This is a genomic window from Sodalis praecaptivus, assembly GCF_000517425.1.
GTDB classification, from domain to species: domain Bacteria; phylum Pseudomonadota; class Gammaproteobacteria; order Enterobacterales; family Enterobacteriaceae; genus Sodalis_A; species Sodalis_A praecaptivus.
Genome location: NZ_CP006569.1, coordinates 901,320 through 922,081 on the forward strand (window position 1 = coordinate 901,320; position 20,762 = coordinate 922,081).

The following is a 20,762-nucleotide window of genomic DNA, read 5'->3' on the forward strand; positions in this document are numbered from 1 at the left end:
TTAGGTTCCTCCAACGATGGTGCGGATGGCGGCGCAGAACCTGTCGATATCCTGCCGAGTCATATTGGCTCGTCCCATGACGCGTATGCCCGGTCGATCCCGGGCGACGATGGGAAAGAACACCGCGGAACAATAAAAGCCTTTTAGGTAGAGGTGGCGCGACGCCGACAGGGCATCGCTGATAGAAGCCAGGTCGAACACGCGTATCGGAAGTCCGTTACCGGCGTTAGCGCTGGGCACGGCATCGTCAAGGCAGCGCATCACATCGCGCAGGCGCTGCTGCAGGCGGGGAAGTTCATCGCCGAGATGGATTTTTGCCGCCGCCCTGATGGCGCCCAGTCCTGCCGTACTGACCATTTGCGACCAGCCCAGAGGACCGCCGCAATAGACGATCATCTCTCGCTGGCGGCGGCTGGAGAGCATGATGAGCCCGCCGGTGGCGCCAAAGGCCTTTGCCAGCGATGCGACGATGATGGTCCGATCGTTGAGTTGTTCAAAATGAGCGCGCGCCAGGCCGCATCCTCGTGGACCGGAGACGGAAAGGGAATGGGAATCGTCGATAAACAAAAACAGGCCGTAGCGCTGCTGTAGCCGGGTCAGTTCCGCCAACGGCGCATTATCGCCCATGCTGTAGGCGCCGTCGCAAATATAGGCGACGCGGGCGTGGGTCTGACAGGCCCGTTCGATAAAGGCGCAGTCGTTATGCGGCGAGGTGACGACCTCGGTTTCGTCAGCGCAGCAGGCTTTTTGGATCTGCATCGAAAAATGGCAGCGGCCGTCGAAGATCATTAATGGCTTCGCGCCGTCGGTAAATTGCCCGCTGGCCAGCAGCGGCAGCACCGAGGCAGAAGCGATAAAGCAGGAAGGCGCCACGAGCGTATCGCAGCGGAAAACCTCCCTAAGCAGGGCCTCCGTCTCGTCCAACAGCCGCGGCGCAATCCTGGCTCGCGATACCGAGGTGCTTATCATGCCCTCTTGCTCAAGCGCTTGAATAGCGCCGGCGGTGATGGCCGGATGCAGATTCAGCCCCAAATAGGAGCAGGAACACATATTAATGAAACGGTGCCCGTCGGCGGCGGTGAGCGAGTTCCCTTCTCCCGGCACGGTCCGAATTCCGGTGAGTCCTTCGGCATGGGCGGCCTGCCAGTTGGGCAGGCTGGCCGTGACCATTTTGGCGATGTTGGCGAAGTGGTTCATGTCTTGTCTCCCTGTCAATGTGGTTGGCCGGGTAACGGGTTGCCGCCATGCCGGGGCGCCAGTCGTTTGTCGACAATCGGCGGTATTTTCCTTTTGCAGGCCTGGGCGAAATAGCTGAAATCCACCAGACGTACCCGCGGGGGCGGCAGATGCTGGCGCTGCACTTCCGCCGCGATGGCGGGAGCCACGTTTTCCCACGCCATCAGTACACGACGTTCCAAATCCGCCGGCGGTGCGGCCAGACCGTATAGGGACAGTGCAATGGTGACCTGTGGCCGGTCGCCGCAGCCGGTGATCTCCAACCACAGCATCAGCAGCGGCAGGTGGGGCAGTAGCCCTTTGATTAACGCGCCGACCTGGCGGGAGTTGAGCTCGGCCGCGGCCAACGGATAGCGGTTGACAAAGCGGCGTCCACAGAGCGCGAAACGCGCGCCGGGCGCGTCGGGCGGATCGCGCCAAAGTGCGTTGTCGCCAGTATCCATGCGAATGGCGGGCGCCTGCAGGCGGACATAGCTGGTCACCACCAGCGCGCCTTTGACGTCGGGGCGACGGATAACATCGCCGCTGGTCGAATCAACAATTTCCACCGTACAAATTTCGCTGAACGGCTGGTAGGCGTTTTGCTCGGTCGGCGCCGCGCTCCAAGCCACCTGACCCACTTCGGTGGTGCCGTAGAGAAACGGATAGAGGGTCGCGTTGGGAAAAGCCTCGCGCAGCAGCGCCGGCTGCAGTCCCATTAGATGCTGACCGCCGCCGAGCAGGCGGGTAATGCGCGGATCCGGCCCCTGAGTTGCCAGCAGCCGGTGCGCCAGCCCGAGAAAAGTCGGGTTCATGCCGGTAATTACGTTGGCGTTAAACGCCTGGTAATGGGCGATAATGTCGTCATAATCGCGATCGCAGCCCAGGGGAATTTCGGCGCAGCGACCGGCGAAGAGATCGACCACACGATGGACCGCCATGAACGATGCGCTGCCGGGTTCGGATAAATTCAGCACCACGTCGCCATCGCGCAACAGGCCATTGCGCCAATGGGTCATGGCCAGCAGCCGGTTGATGGTGCGCCACTCCTCACGGCCGAACAGCGTGGCTTTCGGCCGACCGGTGGTGCCGGAGGTGGTATAAAACATACCGCTGAGCCGTTCGCGGGTGAACAGCGAACGGAAATCCGCATGTACCGCGCGCATCACGTCCTCGAAACGGGCGATCGGCAAAGTTTCCAGCTGGAATGTCGGCCCGAGATTCCGATAGAGCCGGCGATAGAACGGGGAGGCGTGTCGCGCTATCGCCACAAGTTGCGGCAGGGAATAGACAATCATGCCGTCGCCTCCCTGACGCTTGCGCCCGGACCGCCGCAAACGCGCCTGTCGCGTAGTACGAAGGCCACGGTCAGCAAATCCAGATAGCCGTGGCCGGTGGAGCTGAACACGCTCAGCCGCGCTTTGACGTCGGCGGACGGCAGGCTGAGCAGCTGCGCGAATTCCAGCGCGCCGGCATGTATCTCCCCGGCCTCGTTAACCGCGGTCTGGCGATCCTCGACCACCACCAGCGCCCGCGCCAGAAGCGCCGGGGGTATCTCACGGCTGTCGGGGGTGTGGGCCCCCATGCAATTAATATGCGCATGGGGCGCCACGACCTCCGGTGGAAATAGCGGCGTGGCGCAGGTGGTGGCGGTGCAGACAATATCCGCGCCGCGTACCGCCTGCGCGGCGCTCCCCGGGCAGACCAAGGTCAAATGACCCGGCCAGCGTTGTCTGACCCGGTTTGCGAAATCCGCCACGTGGGCGCCGTTGGGTGAAAAGAGGCGCAGTTCGGCGATAGCGCGCACCGCCATTACCGCCCGCACCTGCTGCCAGGCCTGGACGCCGCTGCCGATCACCGCCAGCACCCGCGCGTTATCCACGGCGCAAAAATCGGTGACCATGGCGCTTATCGCCGCGCATTTATAGTTGGTTAATTGTGTGCCTTCGAGTAGGGTGAGCGGCTGCCCGCTCACGCCGTCAAAGACGCAGAGAATGGCGTTGACCGCCGGGCCGGCGCCGTTACCTGGCGCAAATGTCGCCACTTTAGCGGTGAACAACCGATGATGGGGGCAGAAGGCGGGCATTACGCCAAAGGCGGCAAACGGGGCCTGCCGGAGAATAAGACCGCGCGGCGGCACCTGCGCCCGCGCGCGATGCGGCCCACGATAGTGTTCGCGTAAGAATGCCGCCAGCGGCAAAATATCGTCCCCAAGCGGTAGCAGCGGCAAATGAAAAGCCCCGCGGGCGGAGGGAGGGATCATGGGGTCCCCCCGGCGGCTGTCGGCACCAGGAAACTGCGCTGCCAGCGCAGCACTTCAGCCCCGCGCTGATTCAGGCCCCGTGTCATGACGGTGACCACGCCCTGACCTATACGGCTGCGGGAGCGTCTTTTGCTGAGCACCGTCGATTCCGCATACAGGGTATCGCCGACAAAAACCGGATTGGACAGAATCACCTCTTTCCACCCCAAATTAGCGATGGCTCGGCCGCTGGTGCTGGCCAGGCTCAAGCCGCCGATAATGGAAAACGTCACTAAGCTTGAGATCACCGGGCGCCCGAATTCCGTGGTGCTGGCAAAATGGTAATCGCTGTGCAGAGGGTGATTGTTGGAGTTGATAAGCGACTGCCAGATATTGTCGGCGTCGGTAATGGTGCGGCCGGGCTTATGTTCATAGATATCCCCGACCTCGAAGTCGTCATAATAAAGACCATGGCTTTCCCGATAACGTTGCGCCCCCACGGGCTGCAACCTGCTGATGGCTTTCGTTTTCATGACTTATGTTTCCTTACGTTAGTCAGGCGATGACCCGGCGTGAGGACTATTTCTGCGCGAGGATGTGCCTGGCATATCTCAAATGCGGCGGACCGAGCATCGCTTGGGCGTCGGTGGTAATCCCCGGGACCTTATCCAGCATTGACATCACGCGCCGCGCGCGGGCGCGACACGTTTCGTTGGTAGTAAACCCCTGGTTAATGGGGCCGATTTGCGCCGGATGGATGGCGATCTTGCCGCTGAATCCCTGTTTGCGCGCCTGCACGATCTCACTTTGCAGCAGCGCCTGCTGGTGTGGGAAGAAACAGGGGGAATCGATTGCGCGCAGCCCGAGCCGCCTGGCGTTCAGACAGATCTCCGCTTTGATGGGTCGCAACTGCTGAGCGGCACGCAGCGGATCGAGCGCCATCTCGACGGCAAAATCGGCGGCGCCGAAGATGATGCCGGCCAGACCGGCGGGGGCGACGGATAATTGGCGTAGCTCGAAATAGCTGTCGAGGGTTTCAATAACGGCGAAAATAGAGCTGTCGGGAAAAATGGCGCTGACCAGCGATACGTCGCGCGCGAGCTGCGCTTTGGGGAGGATGATGATAGTCGGCAGCAACCTGAATTCGGTGAGAAACAGCACATCCCGCAGCCCTTCAAGCGTGGCGAGTCGGTTGATCCTGACGGCGACCGGCAATGGGTGCTGGGGTGGAAAAGCCGCCTTCAGACCCGCGCGGGCGATCGCTTTTTTCCCTGGCGGCACGGCGTCCTCCAAATCAAAATGAATGACATCCGCGGAATAGGTTTCACATTTTTCAACCAGTTTTTCTTTCAAAGGTGATGCGCATAACCAGCTTCTCAATTTCATCGCTACTATCCCTCCCTGTAAGACGCATTATAAAAAAATAATTAAATGTTATGATGTTCATTATTAATTAAGTATTATTTTTAATAATAGAATAGACTGCGTTACGTAATCGGGAATAAGCCTACGAAATATGTAATAATAAAAAGCGTTATGCGCCATCAAAAAATTAAATATTGAATAGAAATGTGATTCGCATCACAAAAATATTTCAATAATTAGATGATGTTGGTTTATTAAATAATTTAAGTTTATCACTATAGATTGTGAACGAAAAAAATAGCCATGGCGGTCATTTTACTCATCGCTTGCTATCGCTTTTATTAGCTGTCCGTTTTATTATTGGTTAGGGTGATGAATGAATTGAAAAAATCGTTAAATGTCGTAAAGGCGGCTTATTGATAATAGGCGAAAGAGTAAAGCGTCATTATCATTTCATTGCCGTTATTGATTGAAAATTAATATCGCACACATTAACATGAGAACCCCCTGCGGCCAGCGCAATGCATAGAGCCTTATGCGTTACGGGATCGATTAACAGGGCCTGGCAGCAAACGATTCAGTTAATAGGCTAATTATATTTACTGTGCCTTTAATGGTGCTGATAGCGTCAGCGTCTATAATGATGTTCATTGGGGGGCGGCTCCCTTCATTTGCCAATTTTGATACCAATATGATGAAAAAGAAATTAATCACCAGCGCTCTGCCCTACATAAATGGTGTAAAGCACCTCGGCAATTTGGTGGGGTCGATTCTACCGGCCGATATTTTTGCCCGATATTCCCGTCAGCAGGGCGAAACGGTGTTATTTATTTGCGGTACCGATGAACACGGCGCGCCGGCCGAGCTCGGCGCCGCGGCCAGTGGAATGTCGATAGAGGCGTACTGTCAACACAATCATCAGCTGCAAAAAGATATTTACCAGGCCTTCAACATCAGCTTTGATCATTTCGGCCGAACCTCTTCGCCAGCCAATCATCGCCTCACGCAACGCGTTTTTGCCGCCATTGACCAGCACGGTTTTATCTTTTCCGATACCCTACAGCAATTTTATTCCGTGGACGATAAGCGTTTCTTGCCCGATCGCTATATTGAGGGAACATGCCCGCTATGCGGCTTTCCCGATGCCCGCGGCGATCAGTGCGACGGTTGCGGCGCGTTGCTTAATCCATCGGAGTTACGCTGTCCGCGCTCGGCAATCTCTCCCGGCAGTGCGCTGCAATTAATGGAAAGTCGGCATCTTTTTCTCGATCTCGCCAAGCTCGAGCCGGCGGTGCGTAGCTGGTTGGACAGCCATCCCCACTGGCCGGCGACGGTCAGGGGGATCGCGCGCAAATGGCTGCAGGAAGGGCTGCGGCCGCGCTGTATTACCCGCGATCTGGCCTGGGGCATCGGCGTTCCCAAAGCGGGTTTTGAAGATAAGGTGTTTTATGTTTGGTTCGATGCGCCGCTGGGCTATATCAGCATGACGCAAGAATGGGCGGCGGCGCAGGGCCGGCCCGAGTGCTGGCGCGACTGGTGGCAGCGGCCGGAGGAGGTCGAGCTGGTGCAGTTCATGGCCAAGGACAATGTGCCGTTCCATACGGTGTTCTGGCCGGCGATGATGATAGCCACCGCTGAAACATGGACCTTGCCTACGTTTATCAAAGGGGTGAACTGGTTGACCTATGAAGGCGACAAATTCTCCACCAGCCGCCAGCGTGGCGTGTTCACCGGCGAAGCGCTGACGCTTTTTCCCGCCGATTATTGGCGTTATACCCTGTTTTGCATGATGCCTGAAACCAGCGACACCGATTTTTCCTTTAGCGCTATGGCGCAGATAATCAATAAAGATCTGGCGGACAATTTGGGCAATTTTATCAACCGGTTGGTGACGCTTATCGTGAGCAACTTTAACGGCGCGCTGCCGGCCGGCTACAGCCCCGATCCGGCGCTGAACCAGGCGTTGTCGCAGGACGTAAGCGAATACGAGCATCACATGCGTCAGTTGGAGTACCGTAAGGCGGGCGTGGCGATGCGGCGCATGTGGACGCGCGGCAATGAATATATCACCCACCAGCAGCCTTGGCGCCAGGTGAAAACCGATCCATTGGCATCGGCGCAGGTATTGAAAAATTGTCTGGGGCTGCTGTGGGTATACAGCTGCGTGCTGGCGCCGGTCGCGCCCGGTATTGCCGAGCGTATCCGCGCGATTTTGCCCGTCGACGGCGCGCGTTGGCCGAGCGCGAAAGCGGCGCTGCAGCAGGATTGGCTGCAGCCTGTGCTGGCTATTACTTCACCGGCAGAAACCCTGATTCGCAAAATCAGCGAGGGGGAGGTGGAGGCGTTGACGCAGCGGTTCGCGGGCAAGACGCCGCCGCCCGCCGATCTTTAACTCCCCAGTTTGCCCCGGCGGATCGGCTTTGCGGAGGCGTGCGCCCTGCGGCAAGCGCGGTGCGCAGAACGGGCACGGGAGGGCAAGATGACGACGAGCAATCAAGGCGCAGACTGCGGGCAGGCGGACGGGCGCAGCGGAAACGACGTTAGGCAACCAACGTGGGGAGCCAGGGACAGACGAACGGGCACGGGAGAGCAAGACGACGACGGACAACCAAGGCGCAGACTGCGGGCAGGCGGACGGGCGCAGCGGAAACGACGTTAGGCAACCAACGCGGGGAGCCAGGGACAGACGAACGGGCACGGGAGGGCAAGATGACCACAGGCAACAAACGCAGGGCGTTGGTGACCGGCGCGACGGAAGGTATCGGTTTGGCATGCGCCAGCGCGCTGGTTCGTGTAGGCGTTCAGGTGCTGCTGGTAGGGCGTAGCACGGCCAAAGGCGAGCGGGCCATGGCCGCTGCGCCCTTTGCCGCCAGCGATAGCCGGTTTTATGCCGCCGATTTGGCGCAGGCCGACGATCTGCGGCGCCTGTTTGATGAGATCGACACCCGCTGGGGCAGGTTGGATATTGCCATCAATAATGCCGGTATCGATGGCGCCTCGTTTACCCCATTGACCGACTATCCCGACGAAGCCTGGCATCAGGTAATGGCGCTGAATCTTACCGGCGTCTATCTCTGTATGAAGCGGGAGATCCCTTTGATGATGTCGTCCGGCGGCGCTATTGTAAATGTTGCTTCTATCGCCGGGCTACGTGCAAGTTACACCGGCGGCTGTGCCTACACCGCCAGCAAACACGGCCTGTTGGGGTTGACTAAATCCGCCGCGCTGGAATATGCCCGACACGGTATCCGTATCAATGCCGTCTGTCCCGGTCTGGTCAGGACCGCCATGTCCGAGGCGGTGTTTGGCGATAAACTTGACGAGCACGGCGACCTGCACCCCCTAGGACGCCTTTGCGAGGCCGACGAGGTCGCTGCCGCTGCGCTTTGGCTGGTCAGCCCGGCGGCCAGCTTCATTACCGGCGTCAGCCTGCCGGTGGACGGTGGCATCATGGCCGGATGACGGCAAGGGAAAAGGGCTGTCATTGCGCGCGGCGGCGGGCATGCTGAGGGGTTTTGATGAGCGCGCGATGGCGAGGCTCGGTGTTGCGGGCTATGGCGGCCCCGGCGTTTCGGCGAGCGTCGGCAACGGGGCCAGGCGGCCAGGGTCGATGAGGTCGGCGCTCGCGGTGAAATGACATAAGGCCGAAAAGCTAACGCAGGATCATTGTTCCGCATTAATTTCTCGGCTACAGTTGCGCTTTCTCTCGTTGGGCATGACATGATGAATGATACGCGCCCTTTAAACGCGCTATTTGCGATCACACTATTGCTGTTCGTTCTGTCCCGACTGTTTGCCGATGCGGCCAGCTGGCATTTGCCCGTCTGGCAAGATGCGGGCAGCCCGCGGCAAATGAAGCAGAACCAGATCGCGCAGCAAACCCTGCGGCGTGCAGGCTACCACTGTCCGTCGCCCAGCCAGCTGCGTATGGACTGGGATGGGGATTTACTGATTTCCTGCGGCGATAACAGACTAATTTATAAAGTGAAGGGTGTAATGAACGGCAAAAGACTCAAGGTCCAGACCGTCCGAGAAAACGATTAAGCCGCGCTATCGCTTATGTCCCCCGCTGCGCGAGAAGTTATGCTGGACGGCGTTCTGGCCTGCGCGCTTAGGGCCACCTTAACCCAGGTTTTTCATCCGCTTTACACCGCGTTTCCTTCCTGCATCCCAATAGGGCGTAGATTTGTTATCCTATCCTGCACCTGTTCCCGGACTTATGCCTATGCTAAACGCCAATTGGGTGGATATCGCCAGGGATGATGATAGCCAGACTGAAACCCTTCGCGCCCATTTCACCGGCCATGCCTTTGATGCACACTGGCACGACAGTTATCTCATCGGCGTTACCGAAGCCGGCGTGCAACAATTTCATTCGGGGCGCATGAAACATCAAAGCACGCCAGGTAAAGTGTTTATGCTGGCGCCGGGCGAAATCCATGACGGCGATGCGGTGGATGGCGCCGGCTTCACCTACCGCATGCTTTATCTACCGGTACCGCTGATGCGTCAAACCCTGCCGGCCCTTTTTGCCGAGGCGCCGGACCGGTTTGAGCTGGTCTTTCCGCAAACGCTGGTAAACGATCCGCTTCTTGCCGGCGCTACCTGGGAGGCGTTTAACGCCTTGCATCATCAGGCGCCGCGTATGGTGCGAGACCATGCCCTACAGCATCTGCTCGTCCGTCTGACCCACGGCTATCCCTGGCGAAAGAAAAGCGCGCCGGCCAATGTCAGTCGCCTCGCCCTGAATCGCGCCCGCGATTATTTGCAGGCGCATTATCATGAGGAGATCGGTCTGGATGCGTTGGCCCATGTTGCCGGCATGGACCGTTTCCGGCTTAATCGCGAATTTCGCGCGGCGTTCGGGTTGCCGCCCCATGCCTGGCTGGTGCAGTTGCGTTTGGTGCAGGCCCGCCGCCTGCTGATGCAGGGCGTTTCCCCCGCCCTGGCCGCCGCACAGGTCGGATTCGCCGATCAGAGCCATCTGGGGCGTTGGTTCCGTCGTGCCTATCATATGACGCCCGCTCGCTATCGGTATTGGTGCACAAACGTTCCAGACAGCGAATGAATCCCTTTCTACTCTAACCGCCTTGGTCAATAACAGGAGCGTAGAGATGAACGAAATGGAGCAACAGGTGAGCGCGGTGCCGGAACGCTGTGTGGTGATAGTCAGTCAGGCGCTGGACGCCGGCCGCGCGGCAAATGCGGCGGCGGTGATGGCATTAACCCTTGGCCAGCGCCACCCCGGTCTGGTGGGGGAGGCGTTGGTCGACGCCCGACAACGCGCGTGGCCGGGGCTTATCCCCATCGGTATTCCGGTGCTTGCCGCCAATACGCGGCACCTGCAACGCCTGTGGCAGGAGGGGGCGAGTCAGGGGCTGGATGTGGTGCTGTTTCCGGTAGAAGGTCAAGCCACCACCGACTATACGCAATTTCGCGCCGCGCTCGCTGGTCAGAACAGCGAGTCGTTTCAATTAATTGGCATCGCCATCGCCGGCGATAAAAAGCGCGTGCGCAAGCTGACGTCGGGGCTGGCGTTATATGGCGGGCCGGTCGGCGGCGCTTGAAAGCGCCACGGTCGGTCTGCAATTGCGCTGAGGCGAAACGGTCCGCCCAGCGCTGAACGCTGCACCTGCCGCCCATCCCGCTGGCGTATGGGGTTCGCAGCGGGCAAAGGGGGACCCATACGCCGCTGTTCACGCTCCACCGTTTTCTTTTAAGCCCCGTCTGTCGGTATTTCCCTCGTTTATCCACGCTTTTTCCGGGCGATTCCCGCCAGCGTCATACTGTTTTCTTATTTTACCCGAAATTAAGGCATTTTCGCCGCAGATGGCGGCTTTTAGCTGGCTTGGCTAGATGACATCGGTGGTGTGTAAGTGGTATACAAATAGCATACCGGCGGCATAATCGTGGAAAAACAAACACAGGAGAAGGGCGTTGAGCGCGATAGCACCCCAGCAAGTGACCGAGCGGTCTTTAACCGAGCAAGCCTTTGAAGCGGTATTAAACATGATTAAATCGGGCGCGCTGGTGAACGGTGAGGTCATCAGCGAGCGCCGGCTGGCGGAGCTGCTGGGGTTGTCGCGTACGCCGATACGTGAGGCCCTCGGCCGTTTGGAGAGTAAGCATTTCCTGCGCCGTTCTGGACGCACCCTGTTGGTCAACGGCGTTGAATTGGCCGAAATCCTTGAAATTATGGCGGTACGTAAATTGCTCGAAGCCGATGCGGCTCGCCAGGCGGCGGGTCGCATGTCTCCCGGTAAGATCGCCGACATTCGCGCACGTTTATTGCAAATGACTTCACCCGCCACGGTGACGGCTGACTATCACTGGGAGGTCGACGATTTATTGCATCTCAGTATCGCCGACACCGGCGGCAATCGATTATTGCAGCGCCTCATTGCTGAGCTGCGTGTGCGCACCCGTTTATTTGGTAAAGAAACCGTGCCGGGCCGCTTTGCTCCCGGGCGAGAAGAGCATCTGGCCATTCTGGCCGCGATCGAAGCCGGTGACGGCGAGGCCGCCGCCGCGGCAATGGTGCGGCATATCGAAGGCGCGCGTCAGGCTATTGTGCAGTCGGTGACCGGCTTGCCCCCGAGTTGACGGCCGGCTAGCGCATTCGCCATTTTCCCTTTCGTTCATTACCCAAACGGGGTTTTTCATGCAACGCAAACGATTGCTGTATCTGCATAACGGTCGTTCCACCACCACCGTCGCCCGGCTTGACGACCGATTTGAACACTGGGGGCTGGAGGTGGATCGATTTTGGGCGTTCAACAATGAATTTCCGCAGGATTTGGCGGGTTATGACGGCATTTTCCTCTCGGGCAGCCCCCACGGCGCCTACGAAGACGTGCCGTTTATCCTGCAGGAACACCGGCTGATCCAGGAAGCGTCGCGGCGGCGTATTCCAATGCTTGGCGTTTGTTTCGGTAGTCAGATATTGGCCTCGGCGCTGTGCGGCCGCGATCAGGTCTTTCGGCGTCCCTATTGCGAAATAGGGAATAAATGGCTGAGCGCCACTCCCGCCGCGGCCAGCGATCCTATTGCCGCCGGTATTGTACCGCGGGCGTATATGTTCGTTTGGCACAACGACGAAGTGCGCGCCGATCATCCCGCGATGACGGTGTTGGCCGGCAGCGATCAATGCCCGAACCAAATATGGCGTTACCGGGATCAGCCGGTCTGGGGCATCCAGGGCCACCCGGAAATCACGCTGGCGCAGGCGCCGGTCTGGTTTGAACAAAACCGGCAGCGCATGGAGCTGGACGGGGGAAATATCGACCATTTGATTGCCACCGCCGATGAGGCGCTGGCGGCGAAAACCATGCTGACCCGTTTTGCGGCGCTGGTGCAATCCTCGCCGTCGGTACCCCCTGAAAGCGTCAATCTTTAATGCAGTTATCAACGGGAGAGCAACGGGATGACAACCTTACGCAGTAAGTGGATAACCGCCGGGGTGCTGGCGGCGGTGTGCCTCGCCTCTACGGCCCGTGCGGCCGATGAGATGATGTTCGCCAGCTGGGGCGGCGCTTATCAAGACGGTATCCGCGCGGCCTGGATCAAACCCTTCAGCGAGCAGACCGGCATTGACGTGCAAGAAGACACCAATCCCGTCATCGCCCGCATCAAAGCCATGGTGGATACCCATCGCGTCGAATGGGATGTCGTGACCGCCGGCGGCGCCAGCCTGATGCAGGGAGCGCAAAGCGGTCTGTTTGAGAAGATAACTCCCGCCATGGTGGATGAAAGCAAGGTGCTGCCCCAGGCGCGCAATGATTATGGGGTGCCGTCGGAGATTTTTTCTACGGTAATTGGCTATTCGACGCAGGCCTTTCCTCAGGGCGGTCCGAAAACCTTTGCCGACTTTTTTGATGTGAAAAAATTCCCCGGTAAGCGCTCGCTACCGGCAAAACCAGACACGGTATTGGAGGCGGCGTTGATGGCCGACGGTGTCGCGGCCAAGGATGTGTATAAAACGTTGAGCACCGAAGCGGGTATGACGCGTGCGCTCAATAAGATCCGCCAAATCAAACCTGATGTCGCCATGTGGTGGTCTTCAGGCGCTCAACCGGTACAGGCGTTGGCCAGCGGCGAAGTGGTGATGGCGCTTGGCTGGAACGGCCGCTTTCAATCCGGTATTGATGAAGGTCAGCCCATCGCCATGAGCTGGGGCCAATCGGTGGCGCAGGTCGGCTATTTTATGATTGTAAAAGGGGCGCCCAATAAGGCTGCGGCGGTGAAATTTCTCAATTACATCATTAAGCCCGAGGTGCAGGCTCGCTTCAGCCACTATGTTGCCTATGGGCCGGTGACGCCCGCCTCGATTGCGCTTATCGATCCCGCCCGCACCGAACGGCTGCCGTCCACGCCAGAACGGTTGGCGAATGCACTTTTTCTCGATATTGGCTGGTGGGCGGACCATTCTCTGGCCGCCGGGGAAGCCTACAACGCGATGATGCAGGAATAGTCCGAGACGCGGCGGCGCCCGGCGCTTGCCGTACGATCGTTGCTCAATGAAGGTGTGGGAAATGGTTGAAAAAAACTATTGGTTCGAGAAAGAAGAATACGACCGACGGTTGGCGCGGGTACAGGCCCAACTGGTGGCGCAGGGCCACGACGCGCTGTTGGCTTTCATGCCGGAAAGCGTTACCTGGCTGACGGGGTTTTTTACCCGCGCCTACTCCTCTTTCCAGTTCGCGATTATTCCGGCCAGCGGCGCGCCGACGGTTGTCTGTCGCGATGTGGAGGCGTACTACCTCGACAGTACCTGCTGCTATCCTGACCGCGTCATGTGGCGCGATAGCGACGATAAAGACGCGGTAGCCGTCAACGCCATCCGCACCCGGCTCGGCGAGGCGCCGAGCGTGGCGGTGGAAATGGCCGCCTGGCCGCTGACCGTGGCGCGCTTCAACGCGATTTGCGCCGGGCTGCCGCGCGCGCGCTTCGCCGACGCCGGTCCGCTGGTCACCCAAATGCGGTTTATCAAATCCGCCGCCGAAATTGCCTATCAGCGCGGCGCGGCGCGGGCGGCCGAGGCGGGTATGCAGGCCGCTATCGACTCAGCCCAGGCCGGCGTGAGTGAACGGGAGATGGCGGCACAGATCTGCGCGGCCATGATCCGGGCCGGCAGCGACCTGCCGGGGCCGGGGGTGATGTCTTCGGGGGAGCGGGCGTTTCATTTGCACGGCGGCTACAGCGATCGGGTGCTGGCCCACGGGGACATTGTACAGATAGAGACCACGCCGAATGTGCGTCACTACCATGCGCGTTTCATGCGGCCGATTCGCGTGGGCGAGGCCAGCGACGACGACCGGCGCACGGTGGAACGGTTGATAGCGATTCAAGATGCCGCCCTGGCGACCGTCGGCCCGGGCGTGCCGGCCACCGTGCCGGACGCTATTTACCGCGACGGCGTATTATCCGCCGGACTGCGCGAAAGCTATACCAACAAAACTTTCTACTCCGTGGGCCTATTGCTGGCGCCCAACGGCGGGGAGCCGCTGGAAGCGGCACCGGGCTGCGGCTGGTCATTCGCGCCCGGCATGACGCTGCATACCTATGTCCTGGCGCGCGGTTTCGGTATGTCGGAAACCCTATTGATTACCGAAAGCGGCTATGAGCGGCTTACGCAGTTTCCACGCCAGCTGTTCGTCAGTTAACGCCAACCGAATTCTACGGCGCAAGAGTTTGGAGATGCTATGTCCGCCATTATAAGTACGACATTATCACGGCCGGCAGGTCGGCGGCGGCGCTATTCCCCGCTCATGCTGTTGATTCTGCCGCTGGTACTCTTTTTGGGACTGTTTTTCGTCTGGCCGATCCTGGGGCTGCTTAAACAGGGATTTTATGTGCACGGGGTAGTGTCCGCCGATAACTATCGGCATCTGCTGACGACGCCGATTTACCGTATCGTGCTGCAAAATACCTTTATCATCGCGCTGGCGGTAACCGGCTGCTGCGTGGTGATGAGTTATCCCCTGGCTTACTTGATGGCGACGGTCCGGCCGGCGTTGGCGAAACTGCTGTTTTTCGCCGTCCTGCTGCCGTTCTGGTCCAGCGCGCTGGTGCGGACCTCGGCCTGGATAGCGCTGTTGCAGCAAAATGGCCCGTTGAACAGGCTGTTGGTCAACTTAAGCCTCATCGACCATCCCATCGCCTTTTTATATAACTTCAACGGCGTGCTGATCGGGATGACCCATGTGCTGATGCCGTTTGTGGTGCTGCCGCTCTATGCTTCCTTCCGCTCAATGGACGGGGCGCTGATTCTGGCGGCGAAAAGCCTTGGCGCGGACGCGTTCGGCGTGCTGTTCAAAGTGGTATTGCCGGTGACCCGCCCCGGTATGGTCGCCGGAGCCATCATGGTGTTTATGAACGCGGTGGGGTATTACATCACGCCGTCGCTCATGGGGGGGCCAGGCCAGCGCATGATAGCCGAACTGATCTCCCACAACATCACCGATGAGCTGAACTGGGGCATTGCCGCGGCGCTGGCGGGAGTATTGTTGTTCATCACGCTGTGCGCACTCTGGGTGTTTAACCGGTTGTTCGGCCTCGGCCGTCTGATGGCGCCGCCGGCCGGTAAAGGCAGCGCGTCGGCGGTGCAGCGCCGCGGCGTCGGGGGAGGGCTCTGCGTGGTGGCCGGCGGCGTTTGCGCGCTGTTTCTAATCCTGCCGATTCTGGTGGTGATCCCCATGAGTTTCGGCACCGGCAGCTTTCCGACGTTCCCGCCGCCGGAATATGGCCTGCGCTGGTATCTCAATTTCTTTGCGCAGCGCAAATGGATGGCGGCGCTGTGGCAAAGCGTCCAGGTGGCGTCGATGGTGACGCTGTTGGCGATGGTGCTTGGCGCCACGGCGGCGCTGGGTATGCATAAATTGCGTAGCGCGCATCAAGGTTGGCTGGACGCCCTGTTTATCATTCCCATGTCGGTACCGGCGATCATTACCGCCGTGGCGCTCTATTATTTGTGCGGCCCGCTGGGGCTGATGGCGAACTCGGCGGCGCTGGTCATCGGCCATACGGTATTGGCGGTGCCGTATTGCTATCTGACGCTGCGCGCGGCATTGCAGGGGTTCGACGCCAACCTGGAGCTGGCCGCGCGGAGCCTCGGCGCCGGCTGGCGGCAGCTGTGGGTTCGCATCATGCTGCCGGCGCTGTTGCCCGGCCTGGTGGGCGGCGCGGTATTTGCCTTCATCACCTCCTTTGATGATGTGGTGATGGCGCTGTTCTTGACCACGTTGCGCAACCGCACGCTACCGAAACTGATGTATGAGGGGCTGGCGATGGATTTCGATCCGACGGTGATCGCCGCCTCTTGCCTGCTCATTGCCCTCACCGCCGCGATCCTTATTGCCCACTCTGTGTTGAGCCGTAAAGGAGCCAAACATGCAACCGTTACAAGGTAAAGATGTCACGCTGGTCGGCATCCGCAAAAGCTACGGCGCAACCGTTGCGCTACCCGGTATTGATTTAGCGGTACGGCGCGGGGAATTTTGTACGCTGCTGGGCGCTTCCGGATCCGGTAAAACCACTTTGTTGAAAATCATCGCCGGCTTTGAGTCACCCGATGCGGGGACGGTACACATCGCCGGCAAGGATATGGGCCGGGTGTCTATTGCCGATCGCAACATCGGTATGGTGTTTCAGAACTACGCGCTGTTTCCCCATATGTCGGTCTATGAAAATGTCGCCTTTCCGTTGCGGATGCGCAAATTGGCGCGGGAGGATATCGAGCGCAAGGTTAACGAAGCGCTGGCGCTGGTCAGTCTGGCGCCCTACCGCCAGCGACTGCCGACGGAGCTGTCGGGGGGGCAGCAGCAGCGGACGGCGCTGGCGCGAGCGCTGGTATTTAATCCCGATATTTTATTGATGGATGAGCCGCTTGGCGCGTTGGATAAGAATTTACGCCAGAGCCTGCAATTGCAGATTAAACAGTTACATCAGGAGCTCGGTCTGACGGTGGTCTTCGTTACCCACGATCAGGAAGAGGCGATGAACCTGTCCGACACCATTGTCATTATGGATCAGGGCAAGATTATTGACGCGGGGCGGCCGGAGCACCTTTATCGGCGGCCGGGGGGGCGATTTGTCGCCGGTTTTCTCGGCGAGTGCAATTTTATTCAGCCGCCGTCTGGACCGGTCATTGGCGTACGTCCCGAACATATCCGCATCGGCGAGCCGGGTCGCCAGCCGCCGGCGCCGGTGCGGGGAGAAGTGACGATGGCGACCTTTTGCGGCCTGTACTGGAAAGTGTTTATCGCCAGCCGTGGGCAGACGATCGTCGCCTACGCGCCTCCCGGCATCGGCGCACGTGAGCGGACGCCGGGACAGGTCATCGAATGGGGTTTTGCGCCGCAGGACGCCATGGTTTTTGCACGGGATGAAACGGACCCGAGTCCAACAACGCGCACAGCGAAGGGGGTATCATGAGCGCAAAAATGAGCGAGCAAAGCCGCGGCGTTTATATTATCGCCGCCACGCCGTTTGATCAGGACGGCGAATTGGATTTGAACAGTACCGATACGCTTATCGATTTTTATCTGGAGAAAGGCGTCAGCGGTATTACCATCCTGGGCATGATGGGGGAAGCGCCCAAGCTGACCAGCGACGAATCGCTGTTATTCATGCGCCGGGTGATGACCCGCGTCAATGGCCGGGTGCCGGTGGTGGTGGGTATAAGCCATCCTGCCCATCGTCAGGTGGCGCTGCTGGCAAAAAGCGCGATGTCGCTCGGCGCCGCCGGAGTGATGCTGGCGCCGGTAGCCAACTTAAAAACCGAAGAGCAGGTCGTGAACTACTATCTGTCGGTGGCGGCGCTGCTAGGCGACGATATCCCGCTGTGCCTACAGGATTTCCCACAGTCGACCGGCGTACATTGTTCGGTCGAGACGATTTTGCGCTTGGTGGAGGCGCTGCCGCAACTGGTGATGCTCAAACATGAAGATTTGCCCGGGCTGCGTAAACTGAGCCAGGTGCGCCACCAGAGCGAAGCGCGTGGCCTGCGAAGGATCAGTATCCTGGCCGGCAACGGCGGTCTGTTCTTGCCCCAGGAGATGCGCCGGGGCGCCGATGGCGCGATGACCGGCTTCGCTTATCCCGAAATGCTGGTTCAGATGTGCCGGCTGTTTGATGAGGGGCGGGACGACGAGGCGGAGGAGGTGTTTGATTGTTATTTACCGCTCTTGCGCCATGAATTTCAATACGGGATCGGTTTGGCGCTGCGCAAAGAGACGCTGCGCCGCCGCGGGGCGATCCGCTGCGCCGCGCTGCGCCAGCCTGGCCCCCGGCTGGATCGGGAGGATTTGCTGGAGCTTGACGCGTTAATATCCCGTTTGGAGCGACGATTGGCCGCCCTTAACGGATAAAACGGCGTGCAGAGCCGGCGGCGCGGCCCTGCACGGTGATTAGCTCGTCGATCCCCGCACACACCACACAATGGACAGAAAGGGAAATGCCGCTGGGCTATGCTATAACCCTGTTCCTCGCCGCGGCGCGTTTATCGGCTGCCGGAACGGGCGGCATTTTCCCTTTTTTTACTAAGGATCCGATCATGAATACGTCTTCTCTCCCTGACCGTATGCAGATTATTGAGATTAACCAGCCGGGCGGACCGGAGCAGTTGGTGTTGTCGCAACGGCCGGTTCCACGCCCGGCGCCGGGATATTTACTCGTGCGGGTGGCGGCCGCGGGCGTCAACCGTCCCGACGTGATGCAGCGACAGGGGCATTATCCGCCGCCGCCGGGCGCTTCTGATATCCCCGGCCTGGAAATCGCCGGTGAAGTCGTGGCCGTCGGCGCAGACGTCAGCCGCTTCGTCAACGGCGACAGGGTTTGCGCCCTCATTGCCGGCGGCGGCTACGCCGAATACTGCGTGGTGCATGAAACGAATGCATTACCGGTGCCGGGCGCGTTGTCCTGGAACGAAGCCGCCGCGATACCGGAAACGTTTTTCACCGTCTGGACCAATGTGTTTCAGCGCGGCAGACTGACCGCCGGCGAGACGCTGCTGGTTCATGGCGGCACCTCCGGTATCGGTACCGTCGCGGTGATGCTCGGTAAAGCGTTTGGCGCCAGGGTGATCGCCACCGCCGGGTCGGCGGCAAAATGCCAAGCGGTGATGACGCTGGGCGCCGACGCCGCCATTAATTACCGTGAACAGGATTTCGTGGCGGAGGTAAAACGGCTGACCGACGGTCGGGGCGCCGATGTGATCGTCGATTTGATTGCCGGTGATTATGTGGCGCGTAATTATGAGGCAGCGGCGCTGGACGGCAGGATTGTGCAAATTGGCGTGCAGCAGGGCGCGGCCAAAGCGCTGAATTTGATGCCCATGCTGGCCAAACGGTTGACGCATACCGGGTCTACCCTGCGCCCGCGCAGCGTGGAAGAAAAAGCGGTCATCGCCGCCGAATTGCAGCAGCAGGTCTGGCCGCTGCTCGCCGACGGCAACGTGCGGCCGCTGATTGATAAGGTCTTTACGCTGGGCGACGCCGCCGAGGCGCACCGCTTGATGGAAAGTAGCGGCCATATCGGCAAAATCGTATTAGTCATGCCGGCGTTCGCTGGTTAACGACGCGGCTCGTTAGCGGCGAGCGGCGCTGCGGTCTTCACTCCCGGTTGACGCTGCTCCCCTTTACGGGCGGGCAGCGCGGCGGCCCTTCACTGCCGGTTAATGCCGTTCCCCTTCACTGGGGGGCAACGCTGCATTCTTCACTGCCGGTTAGCGTCATGGCCCTCAGCGGCGGGCAGCGCTGCGGCCTTCACTGCCGGTTAACGCTGTTCCCCTTCACTGGGGGGCAACGCTGCATTCTTCACTGCCGGTTAACGCATCGTCCCTTAAGCGGCAGGCAGCGCCGCGGGACTTGGCTATACTTGATCGAGATATTTCAAGAACGGCAACGGAGGACCCGAGTATGAGCAGACAATATAAAATCGCCTATGAATGGCAAGAAGGGGGCCACCACCGCTCGCAGGAAGTTATCGTCGAAAGCGATAACGAGCTTACCACCGCCAGCGCCGAGGTGACGGAGGCCGTCAAAAATGCGGCGGCACACTCCGCTAATCAGCCGCAGGCGGGGGTGACTATACTGTCCATCGTGCCTTATCCCTGAAACCATGCGTAAGCGGTATCTTTACTTCTGTCGGCGTCCGTTTCATTATCGCTGCTGCGGTCGGTTTGAATGAACGTTGAGCGGTGAATGAAACGGAAATGGCATGCGGGCGTTATGGCCCTGGTACTGCATACGGCGGCCGCGCACGCGGCGGCCAGCGATGAACAGATCGCGGCGGATTGTGGCAAGCTAAACGATTTTGCTCGTTCAGGGGAGGCCGCGTTTTCCCAGGGCGACCTGCATCAGGCGGTGGAGCACTACACCGCCCAGGCCGCATGGGGTGAATTTTGTCATGTACCGCCGGCGGCGCTGGCCGACGCTTATCACCATATCGCGCTGGCGCTTATGGCGGAGGGTGAGCCCCTTAAGGCGCGCGCCTGGTTGCAGCGGATGCCGGACGGCGATGAGCGCCGCCAAGCGCTATTGGCGATCCAGCCGGTGCTCGATCAGCTCCAGCCGGCCCTGGCCGCCAGCCCGATGGGAAGGTATTGGCGCTATGCCGGCAAAGGCGTCTGGAGCACGCTGACGGTGATGCCGGAGGCGGGCCGCTGGCGCATTCGTTTTTCCGGCTATTATATGCCGTTGATGGGATTGTATTACGGACCGAATATGGGTCAGTTTTCAACCCTCACCGATATTGAGCAACAACACGCGATCTGGCAGTCGCCGCCGGACGGCAACGACCCCGGCTGCCGGGTAACGATGACGTTCCATCCCGACAGCGCCGATTTGGCCACGGTGGCGGGGGATTGCGGATTCGGAATGAACGTGCGCGCAAGCGGCAATTTCACCCGGGTATCGCTTTACTGAGGCGTTTGCGCACCGCG

At 59.7% G+C, this 20,762-nt stretch carries 20 protein-coding genes; 15 read left to right on the forward strand and 5 right to left on the reverse strand.

Annotation, left to right across the window (positions count from 1 at the left end; translation table 11 throughout):
• Genes SANT_RS04115 through SANT_RS04135 form a run of 5 tightly spaced genes read right to left on the reverse strand, consistent with a single transcriptional unit; the run spans window position 1 to window position 4,843 of the window.
• Entirely contained in the window at window positions 1-1,197 is a 1,197-nt protein-coding gene (locus tag SANT_RS04115; RefSeq protein ID WP_025421035.1) for an aminotransferase class I/II-fold pyridoxal phosphate-dependent enzyme, read from the reverse strand.
• A gap of 14 nt (window positions 1,198-1,211) precedes the next feature.
• Window positions 1,212-2,513, reverse strand: a complete 1,302-nt coding sequence (locus tag SANT_RS04120; protein ID WP_025421036.1) for an AMP-binding protein — start codon at window positions 2,511-2,513, stop codon at window positions 1,212-1,214.
• Window positions 2,510-3,478 carry an ornithine cyclodeaminase family protein gene (locus SANT_RS22830; protein WP_025421037.1) on the reverse strand — a complete coding sequence of 323 codons (969 nt, stop codon included), beginning with the start codon at window positions 3,476-3,478 and terminating at the stop codon, window positions 2,510-2,512. Before SANT_RS22830 ends, SANT_RS04120 begins: the two co-directional genes overlap by 4 nt.
• Window positions 3,475-3,990, reverse strand: coding sequence for a MaoC family dehydratase (locus SANT_RS04130; RefSeq protein ID WP_038668193.1), 516 nt, complete (start codon window positions 3,988-3,990; stop codon window positions 3,475-3,477). The genes SANT_RS22830 and SANT_RS04130 overlap by 4 nt, the downstream gene beginning before the upstream one ends.
• A 46-nt stretch (window positions 3,991-4,036) precedes the next feature.
• Window positions 4,037-4,843 carry an HpcH/HpaI aldolase/citrate lyase family protein gene (locus tag SANT_RS04135; RefSeq protein ID WP_025421039.1) on the reverse strand — a complete coding sequence of 269 codons (807 nt, stop codon included), beginning with the start codon at window positions 4,841-4,843 and terminating at the stop codon, window positions 4,037-4,039.
• 670 nt (window positions 4,844-5,513) lie between these two features.
• On the opposite strand from SANT_RS04135, the gene metG reads away from it, so the two are divergent.
• The 15 genes from metG to SANT_RS04210 all read left to right on the forward strand — a co-directional run bounded on the left by metG (window position 5,514) and on the right by SANT_RS04210 (window position 20,745).
• Window positions 5,514-7,214 carry a methionine--tRNA ligase gene (gene metG / locus SANT_RS04140; protein ID WP_200867272.1) on the forward strand — a complete coding sequence of 567 codons (1,701 nt, stop codon included), beginning with the start codon at window positions 5,514-5,516 and terminating at the stop codon, window positions 7,212-7,214.
• A 317-nt stretch (window positions 7,215-7,531) separates the two neighbouring features.
• Window positions 7,532-8,284, forward strand: a complete 753-nt coding sequence (locus tag SANT_RS04145) for an SDR family NAD(P)-dependent oxidoreductase (RefSeq protein ID WP_025421041.1) — start codon at window positions 7,532-7,534, stop codon at window positions 8,282-8,284.
• 204 nt (window positions 8,285-8,488) lie between these two features.
• On the forward strand, window positions 8,489-8,866 hold the full coding sequence (locus tag SANT_RS04150; protein ID WP_158500145.1) for a hypothetical protein: 378 nt from the start codon (window positions 8,489-8,491) through the stop codon (window positions 8,864-8,866).
• Window positions 8,867-9,047: 181 nt separating this feature from the next.
• On the forward strand, window positions 9,048-9,890 hold the full coding sequence (locus SANT_RS04155; protein WP_025421043.1) for an AraC family transcriptional regulator: 843 nt from the start codon (window positions 9,048-9,050) through the stop codon (window positions 9,888-9,890).
• A 46-nt stretch (window positions 9,891-9,936) separates the two neighbouring features.
• Complete coding sequence (locus SANT_RS04160) at window positions 9,937-10,389, forward strand: DUF2000 domain-containing protein (protein ID WP_025421044.1); 453 nt, start codon at window positions 9,937-9,939, stop codon at window positions 10,387-10,389.
• Between the two features lie 370 nt (window positions 10,390-10,759).
• Window positions 10,760-11,425 carry a GntR family transcriptional regulator gene (locus SANT_RS04165; protein ID WP_025421045.1) on the forward strand — a complete coding sequence of 222 codons (666 nt, stop codon included), beginning with the start codon at window positions 10,760-10,762 and terminating at the stop codon, window positions 11,423-11,425.
• Between the two features lie 58 nt (window positions 11,426-11,483).
• Entirely contained in the window at window positions 11,484-12,218 is a 735-nt protein-coding gene (locus tag SANT_RS04170) for a type 1 glutamine amidotransferase (RefSeq protein ID WP_025421046.1), read from the forward strand.
• A gap of 27 nt (window positions 12,219-12,245) precedes the next feature.
• Window positions 12,246-13,292: an ABC transporter substrate-binding protein gene (locus tag SANT_RS04175; protein WP_025421047.1), complete on the forward strand. Its 1,047-nt coding sequence runs from the start codon at window positions 12,246-12,248 to the stop codon at window positions 13,290-13,292.
• Window positions 13,293-13,353: 61 nt separating this feature from the next.
• Complete coding sequence (locus tag SANT_RS04180) at window positions 13,354-14,484, forward strand: M24 family metallopeptidase (RefSeq protein ID WP_025421048.1); 1,131 nt, start codon at window positions 13,354-13,356, stop codon at window positions 14,482-14,484.
• Between the two features lie 39 nt (window positions 14,485-14,523).
• Complete coding sequence (locus SANT_RS04185) at window positions 14,524-16,230, forward strand: ABC transporter permease (protein ID WP_200867274.1); 1,707 nt, start codon at window positions 14,524-14,526, stop codon at window positions 16,228-16,230.
• On the forward strand, window positions 16,211-17,254 hold the full coding sequence (locus tag SANT_RS04190) for an ABC transporter ATP-binding protein (RefSeq protein WP_025421050.1): 1,044 nt from the start codon (window positions 16,211-16,213) through the stop codon (window positions 17,252-17,254). The genes SANT_RS04185 and SANT_RS04190 overlap by 20 nt, the downstream gene beginning before the upstream one ends.
• Window positions 17,251-18,189, forward strand: coding sequence for a dihydrodipicolinate synthase family protein (locus SANT_RS04195; RefSeq protein WP_025421051.1), 939 nt, complete (start codon window positions 17,251-17,253; stop codon window positions 18,187-18,189). Before SANT_RS04190 ends, SANT_RS04195 begins: the two co-directional genes overlap by 4 nt.
• Window positions 18,190-18,374: 185 nt before the next feature.
• Window positions 18,375-19,394: an NAD(P)H-quinone oxidoreductase gene (locus SANT_RS04200; RefSeq protein WP_038669166.1), complete on the forward strand. Its 1,020-nt coding sequence runs from the start codon at window positions 18,375-18,377 to the stop codon at window positions 19,392-19,394.
• A gap of 343 nt (window positions 19,395-19,737) precedes the next feature.
• Window positions 19,738-19,935: a hypothetical protein gene (locus SANT_RS04205; protein ID WP_025421053.1), complete on the forward strand. Its 198-nt coding sequence runs from the start codon at window positions 19,738-19,740 to the stop codon at window positions 19,933-19,935.
• Between the two features lie 87 nt (window positions 19,936-20,022).
• The gene (locus SANT_RS04210; protein WP_025421054.1) at window positions 20,023-20,745 is read left to right on the forward strand and encodes a tetratricopeptide repeat protein; all 723 of its coding nucleotides are present in this window, start codon (window positions 20,023-20,025) and stop codon (window positions 20,743-20,745) included.
• Window positions 20,746-20,762: the final 17 nt, after the last annotated feature.